Origin of the sequence: Streptomyces sp. NPDC050732, from assembly GCF_040654255.1 — a bacterium.
GTDB lineage: Bacteria > Actinomycetota > Actinomycetes > Streptomycetales > Streptomycetaceae > Streptomyces.
On record NZ_JBFAHP010000014.1, the window covers coordinates 80,484 to 97,749 of the forward strand.

The following is a 17,266-nucleotide window of genomic DNA, read 5'->3' on the forward strand; positions in this document are numbered from 1 at the left end:
TTCCGTTTCCTGGGGCGGCGTTGCTGCTGCTTTCGCGGTCGGTTGCGTTTCGGTGGCGGGTCGGCTCGCTTCTGCCTTCACGGGCCGTGGCGAGCTGCGCCGCTGCGCCTCACCGCCACGCGATCCGCCCGTTCCAGCTCCGCTCCGCCGCGCTGTGCCACCGGACCGGCGATGCACAGCGCTCGGTACGTCACCGCTCTGACCAGGCGCTACAGGCTCGTCCGCCATCGATTCGGCCCTTCTCCGTCGTCTCACCGAAATCTAATCACAACTCGTGTTGCGTTAGACCGGGCAGTCTGCCACACTCATCGTAATGCGACGGACGTTGCGTTTGTCCGAGGTGGATGCGAAACCGGGGGTGCTCTTGCCTACTCAGATCTCTCTGCATGACGTGACCAAGACTCGTGGGGACCGGCTGCTGCTCGACGGGGTGTCCCTCGCGGTGCGGCCGGGTGAGCGCATAGGCGTCGTGGGGGAGAACGGCGCGGGAAAGTCCACCCTGCTGCACCTGATGTCCGGGGACGAACGGCCGGACGACGGCGAGGTCGTGACCGTCGCCGAGCGAGGCGCCGGGCTCCTCGCTCAGACTCCTCGGCTCCCGCCCGACCGTTGTGTCGGTGACGCGATCGACGCGGCGCTGGACGAACTGCGGGCGATGGAGCGCCAGTTGCGCAGCCTGGAGGCAGGCCTCGGTTCCGCGACGGAGAAGGGGCTGAGAGAGTACGGGGACCTGCTCACGGCCTTCGAACTGCGCGGCGGCTATGAGGCGGACGCCCGGGTGGACAAGGCGATGCACGGACTGGGGCTCGGTCACATCGGCCGGAACAGGGTGCTGGGCAGTCTGTCCGGCGGCGAGCAGGCTCGGCTGGGCCTCGCGTGCCTCATCGCGGCAGCACCCGAAGTCATGCTCCTGGACGAGCCGACCAATCATCTGGACGAGGGCGCCCTGGACTGGCTGGAGAGCGCCCTGTCGGCGCATCGTGGAACCGTGGTCGCGGTCTCCCACGACCGCACGTTCTTGGAGCGCGTGGCCACCGCGATCCTTGAAGTGGACGCCGATCGCCGGTCGGTGGTGCGACACGGCGGCGGCTATCAGGGACTTGTGGCGGAACGGGCAGCCGCCCGACTGCGCTGGGAGCAGCAGTACGCGCAGTGGTGCGAGGAGACACGCAGTCTCCAGGAGTTCATGGCGACCACAGCCCACGCGGTGGCCGGCGGCCGGGGCATGAAGGACAACAACAAAATGGCGTACGACCGCGCCGGGGGACGGGTCCAGGCCTCGATCGCCGGACGCGTGCGGAACGCGCAGGAGCGACTCCGCAGACTGCGGGAGAACCCGGTCCCCAGGCCTCCGGAACCTCTGCGCTTCACGGCACGCCCCGTGACCGGCGCGACCGAAGGGGCCCTGGTGACCCTGCGGGACGTGCGGGTGGGGGAGCGGCTGGCCGTGGAGTCGCTCACTGTCTCGGCCGGCGACCGACTGCTGATCCACGGAGGCAACGGCGCGGGGAAATCCACTCTGCTGCGCACCATGGCGGGGGTGCTCGAACCCGACGAGGGCTCTGTCGTCCGCAGGGGCCGGATCGGCTATCTCGCCCAGGAGATACCGGTACGACGTCCCGCCGAGCCCGTCCTCGAAGTGTTCGGGAAGGGCCTGGGACTGACCGAGGAGGAGCAGCGGGAACTGATCCTCTCGTACGGCCTGTTCCGGCCCCGTGACCTGCACATACCGGTAGGGTCCCTGTCCGCCGGGCAGCGTCGGAGGCTGGCCCTCGCACGGCTGCTCGCCAGGCCCGCCGACCTGCTGCTGCTCGACGAGCCCGCCAATCATCTGGCACTCGGCCTGGTCGAGGAGCTGGAGGCGGCACTCGACCAGTGGACGGGAGCGCTCGTCGTCGTCTCGCACGACCGGCTCCTCCGCCGGCGCTTCAGGGGCCGAATACGCCGGATGGAGGCCGGACGGCTACCCGACTGAGCAGCCCGCCAGTGACCCGATCTAGGGTTTCCCTATGGCACGCCCGCGGCGCATCATCCTGGTCCGGCACGGCGAGTCGGCCGGAAACGCCGACGACACCGTGTACGAGCGCGAGCCCGATCACGCGCTGGCACTCACCGAGTCGGGGTGGTCCCAGGCGGCGGAGACGGGGAAACACCTGCGGGAAGTGCTCGGTCGTGAGCGGGTGAGCGTGTACGTCTCGCCGTACCGCCGCACCCACGAGACCTTCCAGGCGTTCCGGCTCGACCCCGAGCTGGTGCGCGTGCGGGAGGAGCCGAGGCTGCGGGAACAGGACTGGGGCAACTGGCAGGACCGGGACGACGTAAAGCTGCAGAAGGCGTACCGCGACGCGTACGGGCACTTCTTCTACCGCTTCGCGCAGGGAGAATCGGGGGCCGATGTCTACGACAGGGTGGGGGCTTTCCTGGAGAGCCTCTACCGGAGCTTCGAGGCACCGGATCACCCGCCCAACGTCCTGCTGGTCACGCACGGATTGACCATGCGCCTGTTCTGCATGCGCTGGTTCCACTGGACGGTGGCGGAGTTCGAGTCGCTGTCCAACCCGGGCAACGGAGAGATGAGGATGTTGGTGCTCGGTGACGACGGGAAATACACGCTGGACCGACCGTTCGAACGCTGGCGCGAGCCGGAGCCGTACGGGGTGACCGGATAGAGTGGGCAGGGCGATGACCGCTGACTCCTCTCCCGACCGGCGCCTTGAGCGCGCCATGGCCAGCCTGCGCGGACTGGCGGTGGGGGACGCGCTGGGCTCACAGTTCTTCGTGCCCGCGCATTACCCACTGCTGAAGCGCCGAGAGCTGCCCGACGCCCCATGGCAATGGACCGACGACACGGAGATGGCCTGCTCCGTGCTGGCCGTCCTCAGGAAGCACCGTCGGATCGACCAGGACGCACTCGCCCAGTCGTTCGCCGAGCACCACGACTTCGACCGCGGCTACGGCCCTGCCGTGAACCGGCTGCTCCGGCAGGTTCGTGAGGGCGGGGACTGGCGGGAGCTGGCCTCCGCGCTCTTCAAGGGGCAGGGATCCTGGGGGAACGGCGCGGCGATGCGGATCGCCCCGCTCGGCGCCTGGTACGCCGACGACCCCGAGCAGGCGACGCACCAGGCGGAGATCTCGGCATACCCCACGCATCAGCACCGCGAAGCGGTCGTCGGGTCGATGGCGGTGGCCGCGGCCGCGGCGCTGACAGCCGACCCCGCCGGGCCGCCGACGCCGAAGGAGCTCCTCGACGGGGTCATCGACCTGGTGCCCCGCAGCGCCGTGGGAGCAGGGCTGCGCCGGGCACGGGACATGCTCGACTACGGCGACGCCGGGACGGTCGCGGCGGTGCTGGGCTGTGGTCGGCGTACGACGGCGCACGACACGGTGCCGTTCGCGTTGTGGTCGGCCGCCCGTGGGCTCGGGGCGTACGAGCGGGCCATATGGGACACGGCTCAGGTGGGCGGCGACATGGACACGACCTGCGCCATCGTGGGTGGCGTGGTCGCGTGCGGTGACGGTGGAGCGCCGCCCGCGGAGTGGCTGGCACGCACCGAGGCGCTGCCCGGCTGGGTCACCGGCGACGTGTTCTGACCTCCGGTCGGACACGCTCGGCGCCGAGTACGCCCCCGCCCCCCAGGGTGGGCTGAGCACTGGCCGGCTCGATCCGGGCAGGTGGGGCTGGGCCTGTCCGGGCAGGGTTGACCCCGCCCTACTGGGGAGAGCTGGGTGGCCCGCACTGCCCTGGCAGAACCCGGGCCCTACTCAGGCAGGACCCGCCCCACCCGGGCAAGGCTGGATCGGCGTCGATGGGGGCGTGAGCGTCAAGAGCAGCGCCGGCCTGCGGCCCGCCCCGGTCCGCCCCGGCCCGCTCGGGGCCGTGGGCCGCTTGCCTGGCTGTGGCTATCCTGAGGCGGGCCGCTAGTTGATCTTGGTTGCATGCGTTGAACTGCATGCGTTGAACTGCATGCGTTGCGTTGAACTGGATGCCGGTGCCGGCAGCTCTTCCGTGGCCACTTGGGTGGGTCGCGTGCTGCGTGGGGGTACCGGTCGGGAGGAGGGGCCCGTGTCCGAGACGTGCGGCAGGGCGCGGGCGTCGGCGGCATGTCGTCCGTGCGCCGGCGCCCGCGGCCCCGTCCTGTCAGCCGCCCGCGGGCCCCGCTGCGCTCGCCGTGCCGGCGAGGGCGTCGAGGTCGCTCTTGCGTACGCGGATCACCAGTGCGGCGATGATCAGGGCGAGGACGGCCATGGCGGCGGCCGGGATGAAGGCGGTCGAGATGCCCTCCGCCAGCACCTCGTGGGCCCAGGGGGCGGGGAGTTCATGAGTCTTGGCGAACTCGGCCTTCTGCTCCGGTGTGGCGTGAGCCATGAAGTCCGCCACCTGCTCCTTGGCCTCGTCCCGGCTGGCCGTGCCGAAGACCGTGGTGAGGATGGAGAGGCCGAGGGAGCCGCCCACCTGCTGGGTGGCGTTGAGCAGGCCGGATGCCGCGCCCGCTTCGTGGAGGGCCACCCCGGAGACGGCGGTCAGCGTCAGCGTGACGAAGTTCAGGCCCATGCCGAAGCCGAACAGGAGCATCGGGCCGAGCACTCCACCGACGTACGAGCTGTCCGGGCTGATCAGTGTCTGCCAGCCGAGCCCCAGCGCGACGATGATCGAACCCGTCACCATGAACGGCTTGGGGCCGAGCACGGGGAGGAACTTCTGCGACAGGCCCGCCCCGATCGCGATGACGACGGTGACTGGCAGGAAGGCCAGGCCGGCCTCGATCGGCGTGTAGTTCAGGATGTTCTGCACGAAGAGGACGATGAAGAAGAACATGCCGAACATCGCGGCGGCGAGGCTGAGCATGATCACGTAGGTGCCGGAGCGGTTGCGGTCGGCGAACATGCGGAGGGGCGTGATCGGCTCCTTCGCGCGCTTCTCGACGAAGACGAAGGCCAGGAGCAGGACCACCGCCGCGGCGAACGAGCCCAGGGTGAGGCTGTCGCGCCAGCCCTCCTCGGACGCGCGGATGAAGCCGTAGACCAAGGAGGCCATGCCGAGCGTCGATGTCGTCGCGCCGAGGATGTCGAAGCGGCCGGGGTGACGCTCGGACTCGTTGATGTAGAGCGGGGTGAGGACGGCTATCAGGATGCCGATGGGCACGTTCACGAACAGCACCCAGCGCCAGTCGAGCCACTCGGTGAGCATGCCGCCCGCCAGCAGCCCGATGGCGCCACCACCTGCGGAGACGGCGGCGAAGACACCGAAAGCGCGGTTCCGCTCGGGTCCTTCGGGGAAAGTCGTCGTGATGAGTGCCAGCGAGGTCGGCGACGCGATGGCGCCACCGACGCCCTGCAGGGCGCGCGCGGCCAGCAACTGCCAGGGCTCCTGGGCGAAACCGCCGAGGAGCGAGGCAGCCGTGAAGAGGAGGATGCCGGCCATGAAGACGCGGCGGCGTCCCAGGATGTCACCGGCGCGGCCGCCGAGCAGCAGCAGTCCCCCGAAGGTGAGGGTGTACGCGCTGACGACCCAAGTGAGGTCGGTCGTCGAGAAGTTGAGCGCTCCCTGGATGTGGGGGAGCGCGATGTTCACAATCGTCGCGTCCAGGACCACCATGAGTTGGCAGGCCGCGATGACGGTGAGCGCCAGGCCGGGATGTCCCTCTCGGCGGGCGGCCCCCGGATTTTGATTTTTCGTCAGCTGAGAGGTGGTCGTCATGATCCCCCACAAGTTCCTTAGTGAACGGCCCCGTTCACTGTTCATGCGACGGTAGTGACTCCCCTTGAGTGAACGCAAGCGTTCACTCGCCCGTCCCGTCCGCTCCCCCTTTCTCGCGTGCTCAATGGAGAGAAACTGATGGCTACTTCCCGCTGGGCGGCCGTGCCCGCTCGAACGGTCTCCTCGCGTCGCCGGGGAGCTGTCCTGGAGCGGGCGATCCTCGATGCCGCCCTTGAGCAGCTCGGTACGGTCGGCTGGAGTGGGCTGACGATGGAGGGCGTCGCCGCGGGCGCGCAGACCGGCAAGGCCGCCGTCTACCGCCGCTGGCCGTCCAAGGAGGATCTGGTCGTCGACGCGTTGCGGGCCGGGCTGCCGCGGCTCGACGGCGTCCCGGATCTCGGAAGCGTCCGGAAGGAGCTGCTGGAGCTGTGCAAGCAGGTGCGGGTGACGATGTTCTCGCGTCCCGGGCACGCCCTGCGGTCCGTGCTTCACGAGTGCGACACGGCAACGGCCGAGCGCTTCCATGACGTGATCTTCGAGGGCGTCGTCGAGCCGAGCGTGAAGTTGATCAAGGGGGTCATCCGGCGGGGAATCGAGCGCGGAGAGGTGCGTTCCGGGGGGCTCGACGCGTACGTCTGTGACGTCATTCCGGCCATGTTCATGTACCGCACGAAGGTGTGCGGAAGTGAATGGCGGGACGATGAGTTCGAGGCCTTGATCGACCGCGTGATGGTTCCGCTGCTGCGCCCCTGACCGGGTCCGGAGCGTTTGGGCAGCCTGGGTGTCGCGGGCCGTCCCCGGCGGCGTAGGCTATTGACGCCATGCCGTACGAAGCACCCACCCACACCGTCGAGCGCTCCTTGCGCGCCACCACCGGAGCGAAGATCGTCGCCGGTGTCGACGAGGTCGGGCGCGGCGCGTGGGCGGGACCTGTCACCGTCTGTGCGGCGGTCACGGGACTGCGCCGGCCGCCCGCAGGGCTCACCGACTCCAAGCTGATCACTCCCAAGCGGCGCACCGCGCTCGCCGCGGAGCTGGAGAGCTGGGTCACGGCGCACGCCCTCGGTCACGCCTCGCACGAGGAGATCGACGAACTGGGCATGACGGCCGCGCTGCGGCTCGCCGCGGTGCGCGCTCTGGAGGGGCTGCCGCTCCGCCCGGACGCGGTCATCCTCGACGGGAAGCACGACTACCTCGGGACTCCCTGGCAGGTTCGTACGGTGATCAAAGGTGACCAGTCCTGTGTGGCTGTCGCCGCGGCTTCGGTGATCGCCAAGGTTCAGCGCGACAAAATGATGGCCGAACTGGGCATCGAACATGCAGACTTCGGTTTTGCGGCCAACGCCGGCTATCCGTCGCCGGTGCACAAGGCCGCGCTGGCGGAGCGGGGGCCCACCCCGTACCACCGGCTTTCGTGGGCGTATCTTGATGCGTTGCCCCAGTGGCGGCACCTCAAGAAGGCCCGCAGCTGGGCGGACGGAAAAGTTCCGGAAATCGAGGGTCAGCTCGGCTTTGAGTTCTGATGCTTTTCCGGCGCTTCCGATCGCACTCATGTGCCACCCGCCGACGCGAGTCGTGTCGGCGTTTGATAGACAACACTTCATGCCTCTCATTCCCGAGGAGCCTCAGATTCACGAGAGTGCCCAGGGTCCCCGCGCCACGCAGGCCAACGGCCGCACCGCGCCGACCCCCCGCCCCGTACCCGGCCCCCGTCCCGCGGCTCCGCCGCGTCCCGGCCGTCCGGGTCCTGCCCGGCCGATGCCGCCCGCGCAGCGCGCGCCGCGCGACACGGCCGCCAAGCCCGGGGCGCCCGCCCCGGCTGCCCCCGACGCTTCGGCCTCGGTTCCGCAGGTCCAGCTGATCCCGGCCTCGGCCGAGGGCGCGCTGGACGCGGCCGAGGAAGCCGTCGACCTCCTGCTCGACTCCGGGCGAGCCCCCGGCGACGTCCTGGTGATCAGCACCGGCGACCCGCACCCGTGGGCCGCGCACGAGCTGTCCTTCGGCGAAGCCGCCTACTGGGCTCAGCACGACGCGGGTGACGACGTCTTCTACGCCGACGCCGCCGCGCTGAATCGTGCCGCGCCCCGGCCCGTGGTCGTCGTCGCCGTGAACGGCGGCAGCGAGGAGACCGCGGTCGCGGCGTTGCCGACGGCGCTCACGCGCGCGAAGGCCCTGCTGATCGTCTGCGGCGATCCGCAGCGGATCAACGCGATGCTGGGCGCGCGCGTCTGACACCGACGTCCGCGCGGTGGCCGCAGGACCGGTGGCCGCTTGCCCGGTGACGCGGTGAGATCACGGCCGGCGCTGCAGCTGCGCTGAAGTACAGCTGCGCAGGAGCACGGCCGAAAGCACAGTGCGGTGGCCGACGTATGCCGTCGGCTTCCGTGCCGTGCATTCGGTTCCGTGTGACCTGCGTGAGAGGTGTGAGCTGTGGGAGCCGTGCGGGCCGTCGGTACGGACGGCGTCGCGCTGTGGTGCGGGCAGGAGCCCGCCGTCAGCGTGCCGCCGCTCGCCGCAGTACTTCGGAGGCGGCGCCTCCGGTGCGTATCGCCGGCAGATCGGCCTCGCCGAGCTCCTCGGGCTGCGAACCCGAGCTCGGCCGGCGGCCGCCGCGTCCCTCGCCGAGCACCTGCCAGCCGTCGCGCGTCAGCGTGATGTACGCGCCGCAGCGCAGCCCGTGCAGGGTGCAGGCGTCCCGCAGCCCCCACATCCAGGCCCCGTCCTCCTGGGTCCAACGGGCGTCCCCGTCACGGCAGTAGAGCAGCACGGCCGTGCGCACCGGGGTGCGGCGCCGCAGGTCGTGCGGGATGACCCGGCGCAACTGCGTGAGCAGCGCGTTCCGGAAGACCCAGCCGTCCGTCACGGTGGCGCGCCTGCTGAACGAGGCGCTCGCCCGCAGCCGTTCGTCCGCGTCGAGCACGGCCACGACCGCCGTCGCCGGAGTCGGCCGATGGCGTGCGTGCAGACCGCTGACGACCTCCCGGGGGTTGCGCAGCAGCGGAATCCCCGCGGCTGACCACTCGGAGGGCTCCAGCATCCGGGCCAGCCGGTGGTCGGAATCGGCGTACAACTCGGACGAGGCCGGGGGCTCCGGCACCGGTACGGCAGGGGACGAAGCGAATCCGAAGGTCACGGTCCTCCCTTCGGCTACGCGCCCGTGGTGCGGGCGGGGTCGGACTGGGGGAGCGCAGCGCGGCACAGCCCTACCGGACCACGGAGAGCCGCACGGGGAACGACTCCGATTCTTCCCGTCGCGGTCGTCGGCGGCAACGAGCAATCGGGACCGCATGCCGGTATCGGATGATGCGCTGCTTATATCCTGCCCAGTTCATGGTCGTCCGACGCTTGCGCCCTCCTCGCACGGCGAGGACCAGCGGCAACAAGCCCATTGTGGGGCGCGTGCCGTGGCAGATTGGGCGATTGTCAGTGGCATCGGGTTGCATGGGGTCATGGACAACCTGGAGCTCCGCAACGAAGCCGACGCCATCCTCGCCGAGCTCGTCGGCGACCCCAGGGGTTCGGCGCGGCTGCGCGAGGACCAGTGGCAGGCGGTGGCGGCGCTGGTGCGGGAGCGGCGGCGCGCCCTGGTGGTGCAGCGCACCGGCTGGGGCAAGTCGGCGGTGTACTTCGTGGCCACCGCTCTGCTGCGGCGGCGCGGCGCGGGCCCGACGGTGATCATCTCGCCCCTCCTCGCGCTGATGCGCAACCAGGTCGAGTCGGCGGCCCGCGCCGGCATCCAGGCCCGCACCATCAACTCGGCGAATCCGGAGGAGTGGGACACCATCTACGGCGAGGTGGAGCGCGGCGAGACCGACGTCCTCCTCGTCAGCCCGGAGCGGCTGAACTCGGTGGACTTCCGCGATCAGGTCCTGCCCAAGCTCGCCTCCACCACCGGACTCCTGGTGGTGGACGAGGCGCACTGCATCTCCGACTGGGGGCACGACTTCCGGCCGGACTACCGCAGGCTGCGGTCGATGCTGACCGAGCTCCCGGCCGGCGTGCCGGTCCTCGCCACCACCGCGACCGCGAACGCCCGCGTCACCGCGGACGTCGCCGAGCAGCTGGGCACCGGCGCCGGCGAGGCCCTGGTGCTGCGCGGCCCGCTGGACAGGGAGAGCCTGCGCCTCGGCGTCGTGCAACTCCCGGACGCCGCGCACCGGCTGGCCTGGCTCGCCGAGCACCTGGACGAGCTGCAGGGCTCCGGCATCATCTACGCACTGACGGTCGCCGCGGCCGAGGAGGCCACCGCCTTCCTGCGCCAGCGCGGCTTCGAGGTGGCCTCGTACACGGGCCGCACGGAGAACGCCGACCGGCTGCAGGCCGAGATCGACCTCCAGGAGAACCGGGTCAAGGCGCTCGTCGCCACCTCGGCGCTCGGCATGGGCTTCGACAAGCCGGACCTCGGATTCGTGGTCCACCTCGGCTCGCCGTCCTCCCCGATCGCGTACTACCAACAGGTCGGCCGTGCGGGGCGCGGCGTCGAGCACGCCGACGTGCTGCTGCTGCCCGGCAAGGAGGACGAGGCCATCTGGCGCTACTTCGCCGATACGGCGTTCCCGCCCGAAGCGCAGGTCCGCCAGACCCTCTCGGCCCTCGCCGACGCGGGGCGGCCGCTGTCCGTGCCCGCCCTGGAGGCCCTGGTCGAGCTGCGCCGCACCCGGCTGGAGACCATGCTGAAGGTGCTCGACGTGGACGGCGCGGTCAAGCGCGTGAAGGGCGGCTGGATCTCCACCGGCGAGCCCTGGGTCTACGACTCCGAGCGGTACGCCTGGGTCGCCAGGCAGCGCCAGTCCGAGCAGCAGGCCATGCGTGACTACGTGCGCACGGACCAGTGCCGCATGGAGTTCCTGCGCCGGCAGCTGGACGACGAGGGAGCGGTTCCGTGCGGCCGCTGCGACAACTGCGCGGGCCCCTGGACCGATTCCTCCGTGTCGACGGAGGCGCTGACGGGCGCCACGAAGGAACTGGACCGCCCCGGCGTCGAGATCGAGCCGCGCAGAATGTGGCCGACGGGCATGCCCGCGCTCGGCGTCGACCTCAAGGGCCGCATCCCGGCCAAGGAGCAGTGCTCCACCGGGCGCGCCCTCGGCCGGCTCTCGGACATCGGCTGGGGCAACCGACTGCGCCCGCTCCTTGCGGAGAACGCGCCGGACGGCCCGGTCCCCGACGACGCCCTGCGCGCCGCGGTGGCGGTCCTCGCCGACTGGGCGCGCTCTCCCGGGGGCTGGGCGTCGGACGCCGCGGACGCCGCCGCCCGGCCGGTGGGTGTCGTGGCCGTGCCGTCCCTGACCCGTCCGCAGCTCGTCGGCTCCCTCGCGCAGGGCATCGCGTCGGTCGGCCGACTGCCCCTCCTGGGCACGCTGACATACACGAGCCCGGACGGCGCGCACGCGGCGCGCCGCAGCAATTCCGCCCAGCGGCTCAGGGCGTTGTCCGGTGCCTTCAGCGTCGAGGGGGAGCTGGCCGCCGCCCTGGCGGACGCACCGGGGCCGGTCCTGCTGGTGGACGACTGCACCGACTCCGGCTGGACCCTCGCGGTCGCCGCCCGCCTCCTGCGCCGGGCGGGCGCCGAGCAGGTGCTGCCCCTGGTCCTCGCCGCGGCGGGCTGAGGACCAGGGACGGGATCCCGGTTAGGGGAGGGATCGAGGGATCAGGGGCGGCTGGTCAAGTAGCCGCCCATGGAGGTGAAGTACTCCGTCGCGGGCAGCTCACGGCCGTCCTCGGTGCGGACGCGCGTGATGGCGAGGCCGTGGTTGCGGCCGTGCCGGGCGTCGGCTCCGGCGACGATGACCACGCCTTCGCCCTCGCGGTAGAAGATGCGTCCGGGCGTACCGCCGTAGCGGCCCTCGGAGACCACCGCGGAGACGATCTCCAGTCGCTTGCCCTTGTGGAAGGCGAAGGCGCTCGGGTACGGCGCGGACTGGGCGCGGATCAGGCGCTCCAGGTCCTCGGCCGGCCAGGTCCAGTCGATGCGGATGTCCTCGGCGGACCGCTTGTGGAAGAAGCTCGCCTGCGAGCGGTCCTGCTTGGTGAACTCCGTCTGGCCGCTCGCGATGAGGTCGAGGGCGCCGATGGTGACGGGGGCGATCAGGTCGACCGTCTTGTGGAAGAGGTCGGTCGCGGTGTCCTTCGGGCCGACCGGGACGGACTCCTGGCGGACGATGTCACCGGCGTCGAGCTCGTCGTCCATCATGTGCGCGGTCACGCCGACTTCGGACTCTCCGTTGATCATCGCCCAGATGATCGGGGAGAAGCCGGCGTACTTCGGCAGCAGCGAGTCGTGGACGTTCAGCGTGCCGTGGCGGGGGAGGCCGAAGATGCGCGGGGGGATCCAGGTGCGCCAGTTGTTGGCGACGATGATGTCCGCGTCCGCCTCCTTGAGGCGCTCGAACAGCTCCTCGTCGTCGGGGCGGTTGCGTATCAGCACCGGTACGCCGTGCTCCTCGGCGAGGTCGGCGACCGAATCGCTCCAGATCTTCTCGTACGCGTGCTCGCTCTTGGGGTGCGTCACGACCAGTGCCACGTCGTGTTCGGAGTCCAGGAGGGCTTGCAGGGTGCGGTGCCCCCAGGTCTGGTAACCGAACATGACGACCCGCATGGGGTTCCTCCTCAGAGCAGGGAACGACTGACGATAAGTAAAGCAAGGCTTACCTTAGTATGCAACGAGTCTACTTTGCGCCTCAGTTGACGGGACCGGATACCCGCACCAAAGGGCTGGTTGCCCGCTTTGTCCGGTCGACAGTCGCGCTCGATTAGCTTAGGCTCACCTAAGTTCGAGTGGGTCGCTCTGTCGACGTGCCCACCATCTGTACCTTCCCCACGCCTGACAGGCGGCTTCCCCGCACGATGGGAGTGACATGTCACAGGTTCTTCCTGGCGACGCACCACTGGTCCACGATCTCATTGGCATCGGCTTCGGCCCGTCCAATGTGGCGATGGCGATCGCGCTCAGCGAGCACAACGCAAGCGTCGGCAGGGAGGAGACGGTCACCGCTCACTTCTTCGAGCAGCAGCCGAGCTTCGGCTGGCACCGCGGCATGCTGATCGACGACGCGACCATGCAGGTGTCCTTCCTCAAGGACCTGGTGACACAGCGGAACCCCACCAGCGAGTTCAGCTTCCTCTGCTACCTGAAGAGCAAGGGAAGGCTGACCGACTTCATCAACCACAAGAACCTCTTCCCGCTGCGGGTCGAGTTCCACGACTACCTGGAGTGGTCCGCGGCCAAGGTCGACGACATGGTCTCCTACGGTCACGAGGTCGTCGGCGTGACGCCGTTCGTCCGTGACGGAGTCGTGGAGTACCTGGACGTGACGGTCCGTTCGGCGGAGGGGCTCGCGGTCCACCGCGCCCGCAACCTCGTCATAGGCACCGGCCTGCGCCCCCTCATGCCGGAGGGCGTGGAGCGCGGCGACCGCGTCTGGCACAACTCCGAACTGCTCACCAAGGTGGAGCAGTTGGAGGGCACCTCGCCCTCCCGCTTCGTCGTCGTGGGCGCCGGCCAGAGCGCCGCGGAGAACGTCGCCTACCTGCACCGCCGCTTCCCCGAGGCCGAGGTCTGCGCCGTCTTCTCCCGCTACGGCTACAGCCCCGCCGACGACAGCAGCTTCGCCAACCGGATCTTCGACCCGGACGCCGTCGACGAGTACTTCGAGGCGCCCGAGGACGTCAAGCGGCGGCTGATGGACTACCACGGCAACACCAACTACTCCGTGGTGGACATCGACCTGATCGACGACCTGTACCGGCAGATGTACCAGGAGAAGGTCCTCGGCACCCAGCGGCTGCGCTTCCTCAACGTCTCCCGCCTCACCGGCGTCAAGGAGACCGCCGAGGGCGTCCAGGCCGCGGTGAAGTCGCTCGTCACCGGCGAGGAGAACCTCGTGGACGCCGACGTCGTGGTGTTCGCCACCGGCTACAGCCCCGTCGACCCCGTCGGCCTCCTCGGCGAGGTCGCCGACCGCTGCCTCCGCGACGAGCAGGGCCGCGTCCGCGTCGAGCGCGACTACCGCATCACCACCGACCCCGATCTGCGCTGCGGCATCTACCTCCAGGGCGGCACGGAGCACACGCACGGCATCACCTCGTCGCTGCTCTCCAACATCGCGATCCGCGTCGGCGAGATCCTGGACTCGGTCCGCGCCCGGGGCACCGAGTCGTCCGGCTCCCCGTCCGCCACCGCCGAGGCCCGCCCGGTCGCCGGCGAGACCGGCAGCAGGTCCTAGGGCCCACCCGGCCGTGCGGCGCGGGCCGATCAAAGGGATAACGTAAGTCGACATGAGCACGACTGCAGTGGAGCGCCCCGTGCCGAAGGGCGCAACGGAGGCCCGGCGGCGGCGGGTTCTCGGCCTCGGCCTGCTCGCCGCGGTCCTGGTGATCGCGGCGGCCGTGTCGCTGGCCGTGGGCGCGCGCGCACTGAGTCCCGCCGAGGTGTGGCACGGGCTGTTCGCGGCGCCGGAATCCGACCAGCGGCTCACCGAGATCCGGCTCATCGTGCAGACCGTGCGGGTGCCCCGGACGGTGCTCGCGGTGGTCGCGGGCGTCGCCCTCGGCGTCGGCGGGGCGCTGATCCAGGGCTACACGCGCAACCCGATCGCGGACACCGGCCTGCTGGGGGTGAACGCGGGCGCGTCGTTCGCCGTGGTGTCGGTGATCGCCGTGTTCGGGCTCTCCAACCCGTTCCAGTACGTATGGTTCGCCTTCCTCGGGGCGGCCGTGGCGGGTGTCGTCGTCTTCGGCCTCGCGAGCATCGGCCGCGGGGCCGGCAACCCCCTGACGCTCGCACTGGCCGGGCAGGGCATCACGGTGTTCCTCGCGGCGATGACGACGGCGGTCGCGCTCTCGGACCAGAAGTCCCTGAACGCGCTGCGGTTCTGGAACGCGGGCTCCGTGGCCGGTGTCGGATTCGACGTCATCTGGCCGGTGGCCGCGTTCATCGCGGTCGGACTCGTCCTTGCCATGACGACGCTGCCCGCCCTCAACCTGCTCAACCTGGGTGAGGACGTGGCGCGCGGCCTCGGCGTGAACATCGCCGTCAGCCGGACCGTCGGCATCCTCGCCATCACGCTGCTCGCGGGCGCGGCGACGGCGGCCTGCGGCCCCATCGCGTTCCTCGGCCTCATGGTGGCCCACATCGCCAGGTACTGGACCGGCCCCGACTACCGCTGGCTCGTGCCGTACGCGGGTCTGCTCGGCGCCGTCGTCCTGCTGGTCTGCGACATCGTGGGCCGACTGGTGGTGCGGCCCGGCGAGTTGGAGGCGGGGGTCGTCGTCGCTCTGCTCGGGGCGCCGTTCTTCGCGGTCCTGGTGTGGCGAGGAAAGTTCAAGAGCGCATGAGCGGGACACGGGAGCGCATGAGCGGGACGCGAGAGCGCGTGGACGGGACTGAAGCGAAGCAGCCCTCGGTGGCACCGGGCGTGCGGCTCGGCCGGATGTCGTTCGTATGGCGACCCTGGCTCGTCCTCGTCACGCTGCTGCTGATGACGGCGACCTTCCTGCTGTTCTGCCTCTCCATCAGCGTGGGGGACTTCTCCATCGGCCTGTCGCGCGTGATGGCCACCCTCGTCGGCCGGGGCGAGCAGGTCGACGAGTTCGTCATCATGGATCTGCGGATGCCGCGGGCGCTCGCCGGACTCGTCGTGGGCATCGCGCTCGGCGTGTCCGGCGCGATCACCCAGTCGGTCGCGCGCAACCCCCTGGCAAGCCCGGACATCCTGGGCATCACCGGAGGCGCCAGCGCGGTCGCGGTGTTCTCGGTGACGGTGTCGGGCGGCACCGCCGCGGCGGTCGTCGACTCCGTGGGACTCTCCGCGGCGGCGCTCGCCGGCGGTCTCGGCACCGGACTGCTCGTGTACTTCCTGGCGTGGCGCCGCGGGGTCGACGGCTTCCGGCTCATCCTCATCGGCATCTCGGTGAGCGCCGTGATGGAGGCGATCACGACCTGGCTGCTCGCCTCGGCCGACATCAGGGATGTGGCCCGCGCCCAGGCATGGCTGGTCGGTTCGCTGGACAACCGGTCGTGGGACGAGGTGTGGATCGCGCTCTGGTGCTCGCTCGCCCTCCTCGCCGTGGTGGCCTGCGCCGCCTTCCAGTTCAAGCCGATGCACCTCGGCGACGACGTCGCCGCGGGACTCGGCGTCCGGCACACGCGCGTGCGCGCCGTCCTGCTGCTGTGCGCGGTGCTGCTGGCCGCCGTGGCGGTGAGCGCGGCCGGCCCGGTGCCGTTCGTCGCGCTGGTGGCGCCGCAGGTCGCGATGCGTCTGACGCGGCGCCCCACGCCGCCGATGGTGGCGTCCGGCCTGGTCGGAGCGCTGCTGCTGATCGGTGCGGACCTGACGACGCGTGCGGTGCTGCCGGACGCCCTGCCCGTCGGCGTGGTCACCGCCGCGATCGGCGGGCCCTTCCTCGTGTACCTGTTGGTACGGGCGAACCTCAAGAACCTCAAGTAACCACGGGGTACTCGATGGTGGGTACGGCTCGAAGAGCTGGTACAAAGGTGAGGCAAACCTAATAATAGGGGGGCTTGTGGTCGCTCAGTACATCACCGAGATCGAGTCGAAGGTCGACGGCATCGAGTCGAAGGGCGAGAGCATCGACACCACCGCACGGCTGGCCGCCAGGGGCGTCTCGGTCGGCTACGGCGGCCGGGCCGTCATCGACGACCTCGACGTGACCATCCCGCCCGGGGTGATCACCACGATCATCGGCCCCAACGGCTGCGGCAAATCGACCCTGTTGCGCACCCTGACGCGGCTGCTCAAGCCGGTCAAGGGCTCCGTCGTGCTCGACGGCGAGGACATCGACAAGCTCAAGACCCGGGACGTGGCGAAGAAGCTCGGCCTGCTGCCGCAGACGCCCGTCGCGCCGGAGGGCCTGACGGTCGCCGACCTGGTCGCGAGGGGGCGCCACCCGCACCAGAGCTGGCTGCGCCAGTGGTCCTCCGACGACGCGGGCGTCGTGGCCCGCGCGCTGGCCATGACCGGCGTCTCCGACCTCGCCGACCGCCCGGTCGACTCGCTCTCCGGCGGGCAGCGGCAGCGCGTCTGGATCTCGATGACCCTGGCCCAGGGCACCGACCTGCTGCTCCTCGACGAGCCGACCACCTACCTGGACCTGGCGCACGCCATCGACGTGCTCGACCTGGTGGACGACCTGCACGAGTCGGGGTGCACGGTGGTCATGGTGCTGCACGACCTCAACCTGGCCACGCGGTACAGCGACAACCTCGTGGTGATGAAGGACGGTTCGATCCTGGCGCAGGGGCACCCGCGTGACGTGATCACCGCGGAGCTGCTGCACGAGGCGTTCGGGCTGCGTGCCAAGGTGGTCGACGACCCGGTGGGGGACCGGCCGCTCATCGTGCCCATCGGCCGTACGCACGTCCAGCTCGACTGAACGCCGCCGCGGGAGCCCCCGTTCGACGGAACACCGCCCCGCTCGACGTACGCCGGTCTCAACTCGACGTATCCCGCCGTCCAATGCATCGGTAAGGCTAGGCTAACCTCATCTCCACAGGTTAAGGTTTGGCTGCCCTTAGACACGGGGCGCAGCGGTCAGCGCGAAAGCAAG

14 protein-coding genes are annotated in these 17,266 nt (G+C 70.4%); 11 read left to right on the forward strand and 3 right to left on the reverse strand.

The window, feature by feature from the left end; all coding sequences use genetic code 11:
- Window positions 1-364: 364 nt before the first annotated feature.
- The 3 genes from AB0H82_RS15105 to AB0H82_RS15115 are packed head-to-tail and all read left to right on the forward strand — an operon-like array spanning window position 365 to window position 3,591.
- The gene (locus tag AB0H82_RS15105; RefSeq protein WP_362992642.1) at window positions 365-1,975 is read left to right on the forward strand and encodes an ABC-F family ATP-binding cassette domain-containing protein; all 1,611 of its coding nucleotides are present in this window, start codon (window positions 365-367) and stop codon (window positions 1,973-1,975) included.
- A gap of 34 nt (window positions 1,976-2,009) precedes the next feature.
- Window positions 2,010-2,669, forward strand: coding sequence for a phosphoglycerate mutase family protein (locus tag AB0H82_RS15110; RefSeq protein WP_362992644.1), 660 nt, complete (start codon window positions 2,010-2,012; stop codon window positions 2,667-2,669).
- Window positions 2,670-2,682: 13 nt separating this feature from the next.
- On the forward strand, window positions 2,683-3,591 hold the full coding sequence (locus AB0H82_RS15115) for an ADP-ribosylglycohydrolase family protein (RefSeq protein ID WP_362992646.1): 909 nt from the start codon (window positions 2,683-2,685) through the stop codon (window positions 3,589-3,591).
- A 547-nt stretch (window positions 3,592-4,138) separates the two neighbouring features.
- Here the strand turns inward: AB0H82_RS15115 and AB0H82_RS15120 are convergent.
- Window positions 4,139-5,698 (reverse strand): MFS transporter, encoded by a 1,560-nt coding sequence (locus AB0H82_RS15120; protein ID WP_362992648.1) that lies wholly within the window; start codon window positions 5,696-5,698, stop codon window positions 4,139-4,141.
- A gap of 138 nt (window positions 5,699-5,836) precedes the next feature.
- Between AB0H82_RS15120 and AB0H82_RS15125 the strand changes: the two genes are divergently transcribed.
- The 3 genes from AB0H82_RS15125 (at window position 5,837) to AB0H82_RS15135 (ending at window position 7,930) form a co-directional block, all read left to right on the forward strand.
- Complete coding sequence (locus tag AB0H82_RS15125) at window positions 5,837-6,451, forward strand: TetR/AcrR family transcriptional regulator (RefSeq protein WP_362992649.1); 615 nt, start codon at window positions 5,837-5,839, stop codon at window positions 6,449-6,451.
- Between the two features lie 68 nt (window positions 6,452-6,519).
- Entirely contained in the window at window positions 6,520-7,221 is a 702-nt protein-coding gene (locus tag AB0H82_RS15130) for a ribonuclease HII (protein ID WP_362992651.1), read from the forward strand.
- Between the two features lie 79 nt (window positions 7,222-7,300).
- Complete coding sequence (locus AB0H82_RS15135) at window positions 7,301-7,930, forward strand: hypothetical protein (RefSeq protein WP_362992653.1); 630 nt, start codon at window positions 7,301-7,303, stop codon at window positions 7,928-7,930.
- A 262-nt stretch (window positions 7,931-8,192) separates the two neighbouring features.
- Here AB0H82_RS15135 and AB0H82_RS15140 read toward each other — a convergent pair whose 3' ends face one another.
- Entirely contained in the window at window positions 8,193-8,831 is a 639-nt protein-coding gene (locus AB0H82_RS15140; protein WP_362992655.1) for a hypothetical protein, read from the reverse strand.
- Window positions 8,832-9,147: 316 nt separating this feature from the next.
- Here AB0H82_RS15140 and AB0H82_RS15145 point away from each other — a divergent pair, with 316 nt between their 5' ends.
- Window positions 9,148-11,307 carry a RecQ family ATP-dependent DNA helicase gene (locus AB0H82_RS15145; RefSeq protein WP_362992657.1) on the forward strand — a complete coding sequence of 720 codons (2,160 nt, stop codon included), beginning with the start codon at window positions 9,148-9,150 and terminating at the stop codon, window positions 11,305-11,307.
- 41 nt (window positions 11,308-11,348) lie between these two features.
- Here the strand turns inward: AB0H82_RS15145 and AB0H82_RS15150 are convergent, their stop codons facing one another.
- A complete protein-coding gene (locus AB0H82_RS15150) occupies window positions 11,349-12,296 on the reverse strand; it encodes a methionyl-tRNA formyltransferase (RefSeq protein WP_362992659.1) in 948 nt (315 codons plus the stop codon).
- A 259-nt stretch (window positions 12,297-12,555) separates the two neighbouring features.
- Here AB0H82_RS15150 and AB0H82_RS15155 point away from each other — a divergent pair, with 259 nt between their 5' ends.
- The 4 genes from AB0H82_RS15155 (at window position 12,556) to AB0H82_RS15170 (ending at window position 17,092) form a co-directional block, all read left to right on the forward strand.
- Complete coding sequence (locus AB0H82_RS15155; protein WP_362992661.1) at window positions 12,556-13,923, forward strand: lysine N(6)-hydroxylase/L-ornithine N(5)-oxygenase family protein; 1,368 nt, start codon at window positions 12,556-12,558, stop codon at window positions 13,921-13,923.
- A gap of 52 nt (window positions 13,924-13,975) precedes the next feature.
- Entirely contained in the window at window positions 13,976-15,034 is a 1,059-nt protein-coding gene (locus AB0H82_RS15160; protein ID WP_362992663.1) for an iron ABC transporter permease, read from the forward strand.
- A 17-nt stretch (window positions 15,035-15,051) separates the two neighbouring features.
- Complete coding sequence (locus tag AB0H82_RS15165; protein WP_362992665.1) at window positions 15,052-16,146, forward strand: iron ABC transporter permease; 1,095 nt, start codon at window positions 15,052-15,054, stop codon at window positions 16,144-16,146.
- Window positions 16,147-16,267: 121 nt separating this feature from the next.
- A complete protein-coding gene (locus AB0H82_RS15170; RefSeq protein ID WP_362992801.1) occupies window positions 16,268-17,092 on the forward strand; it encodes an ABC transporter ATP-binding protein in 825 nt (274 codons plus the stop codon).
- Window positions 17,093-17,266 lie beyond the last annotated feature (174 nt).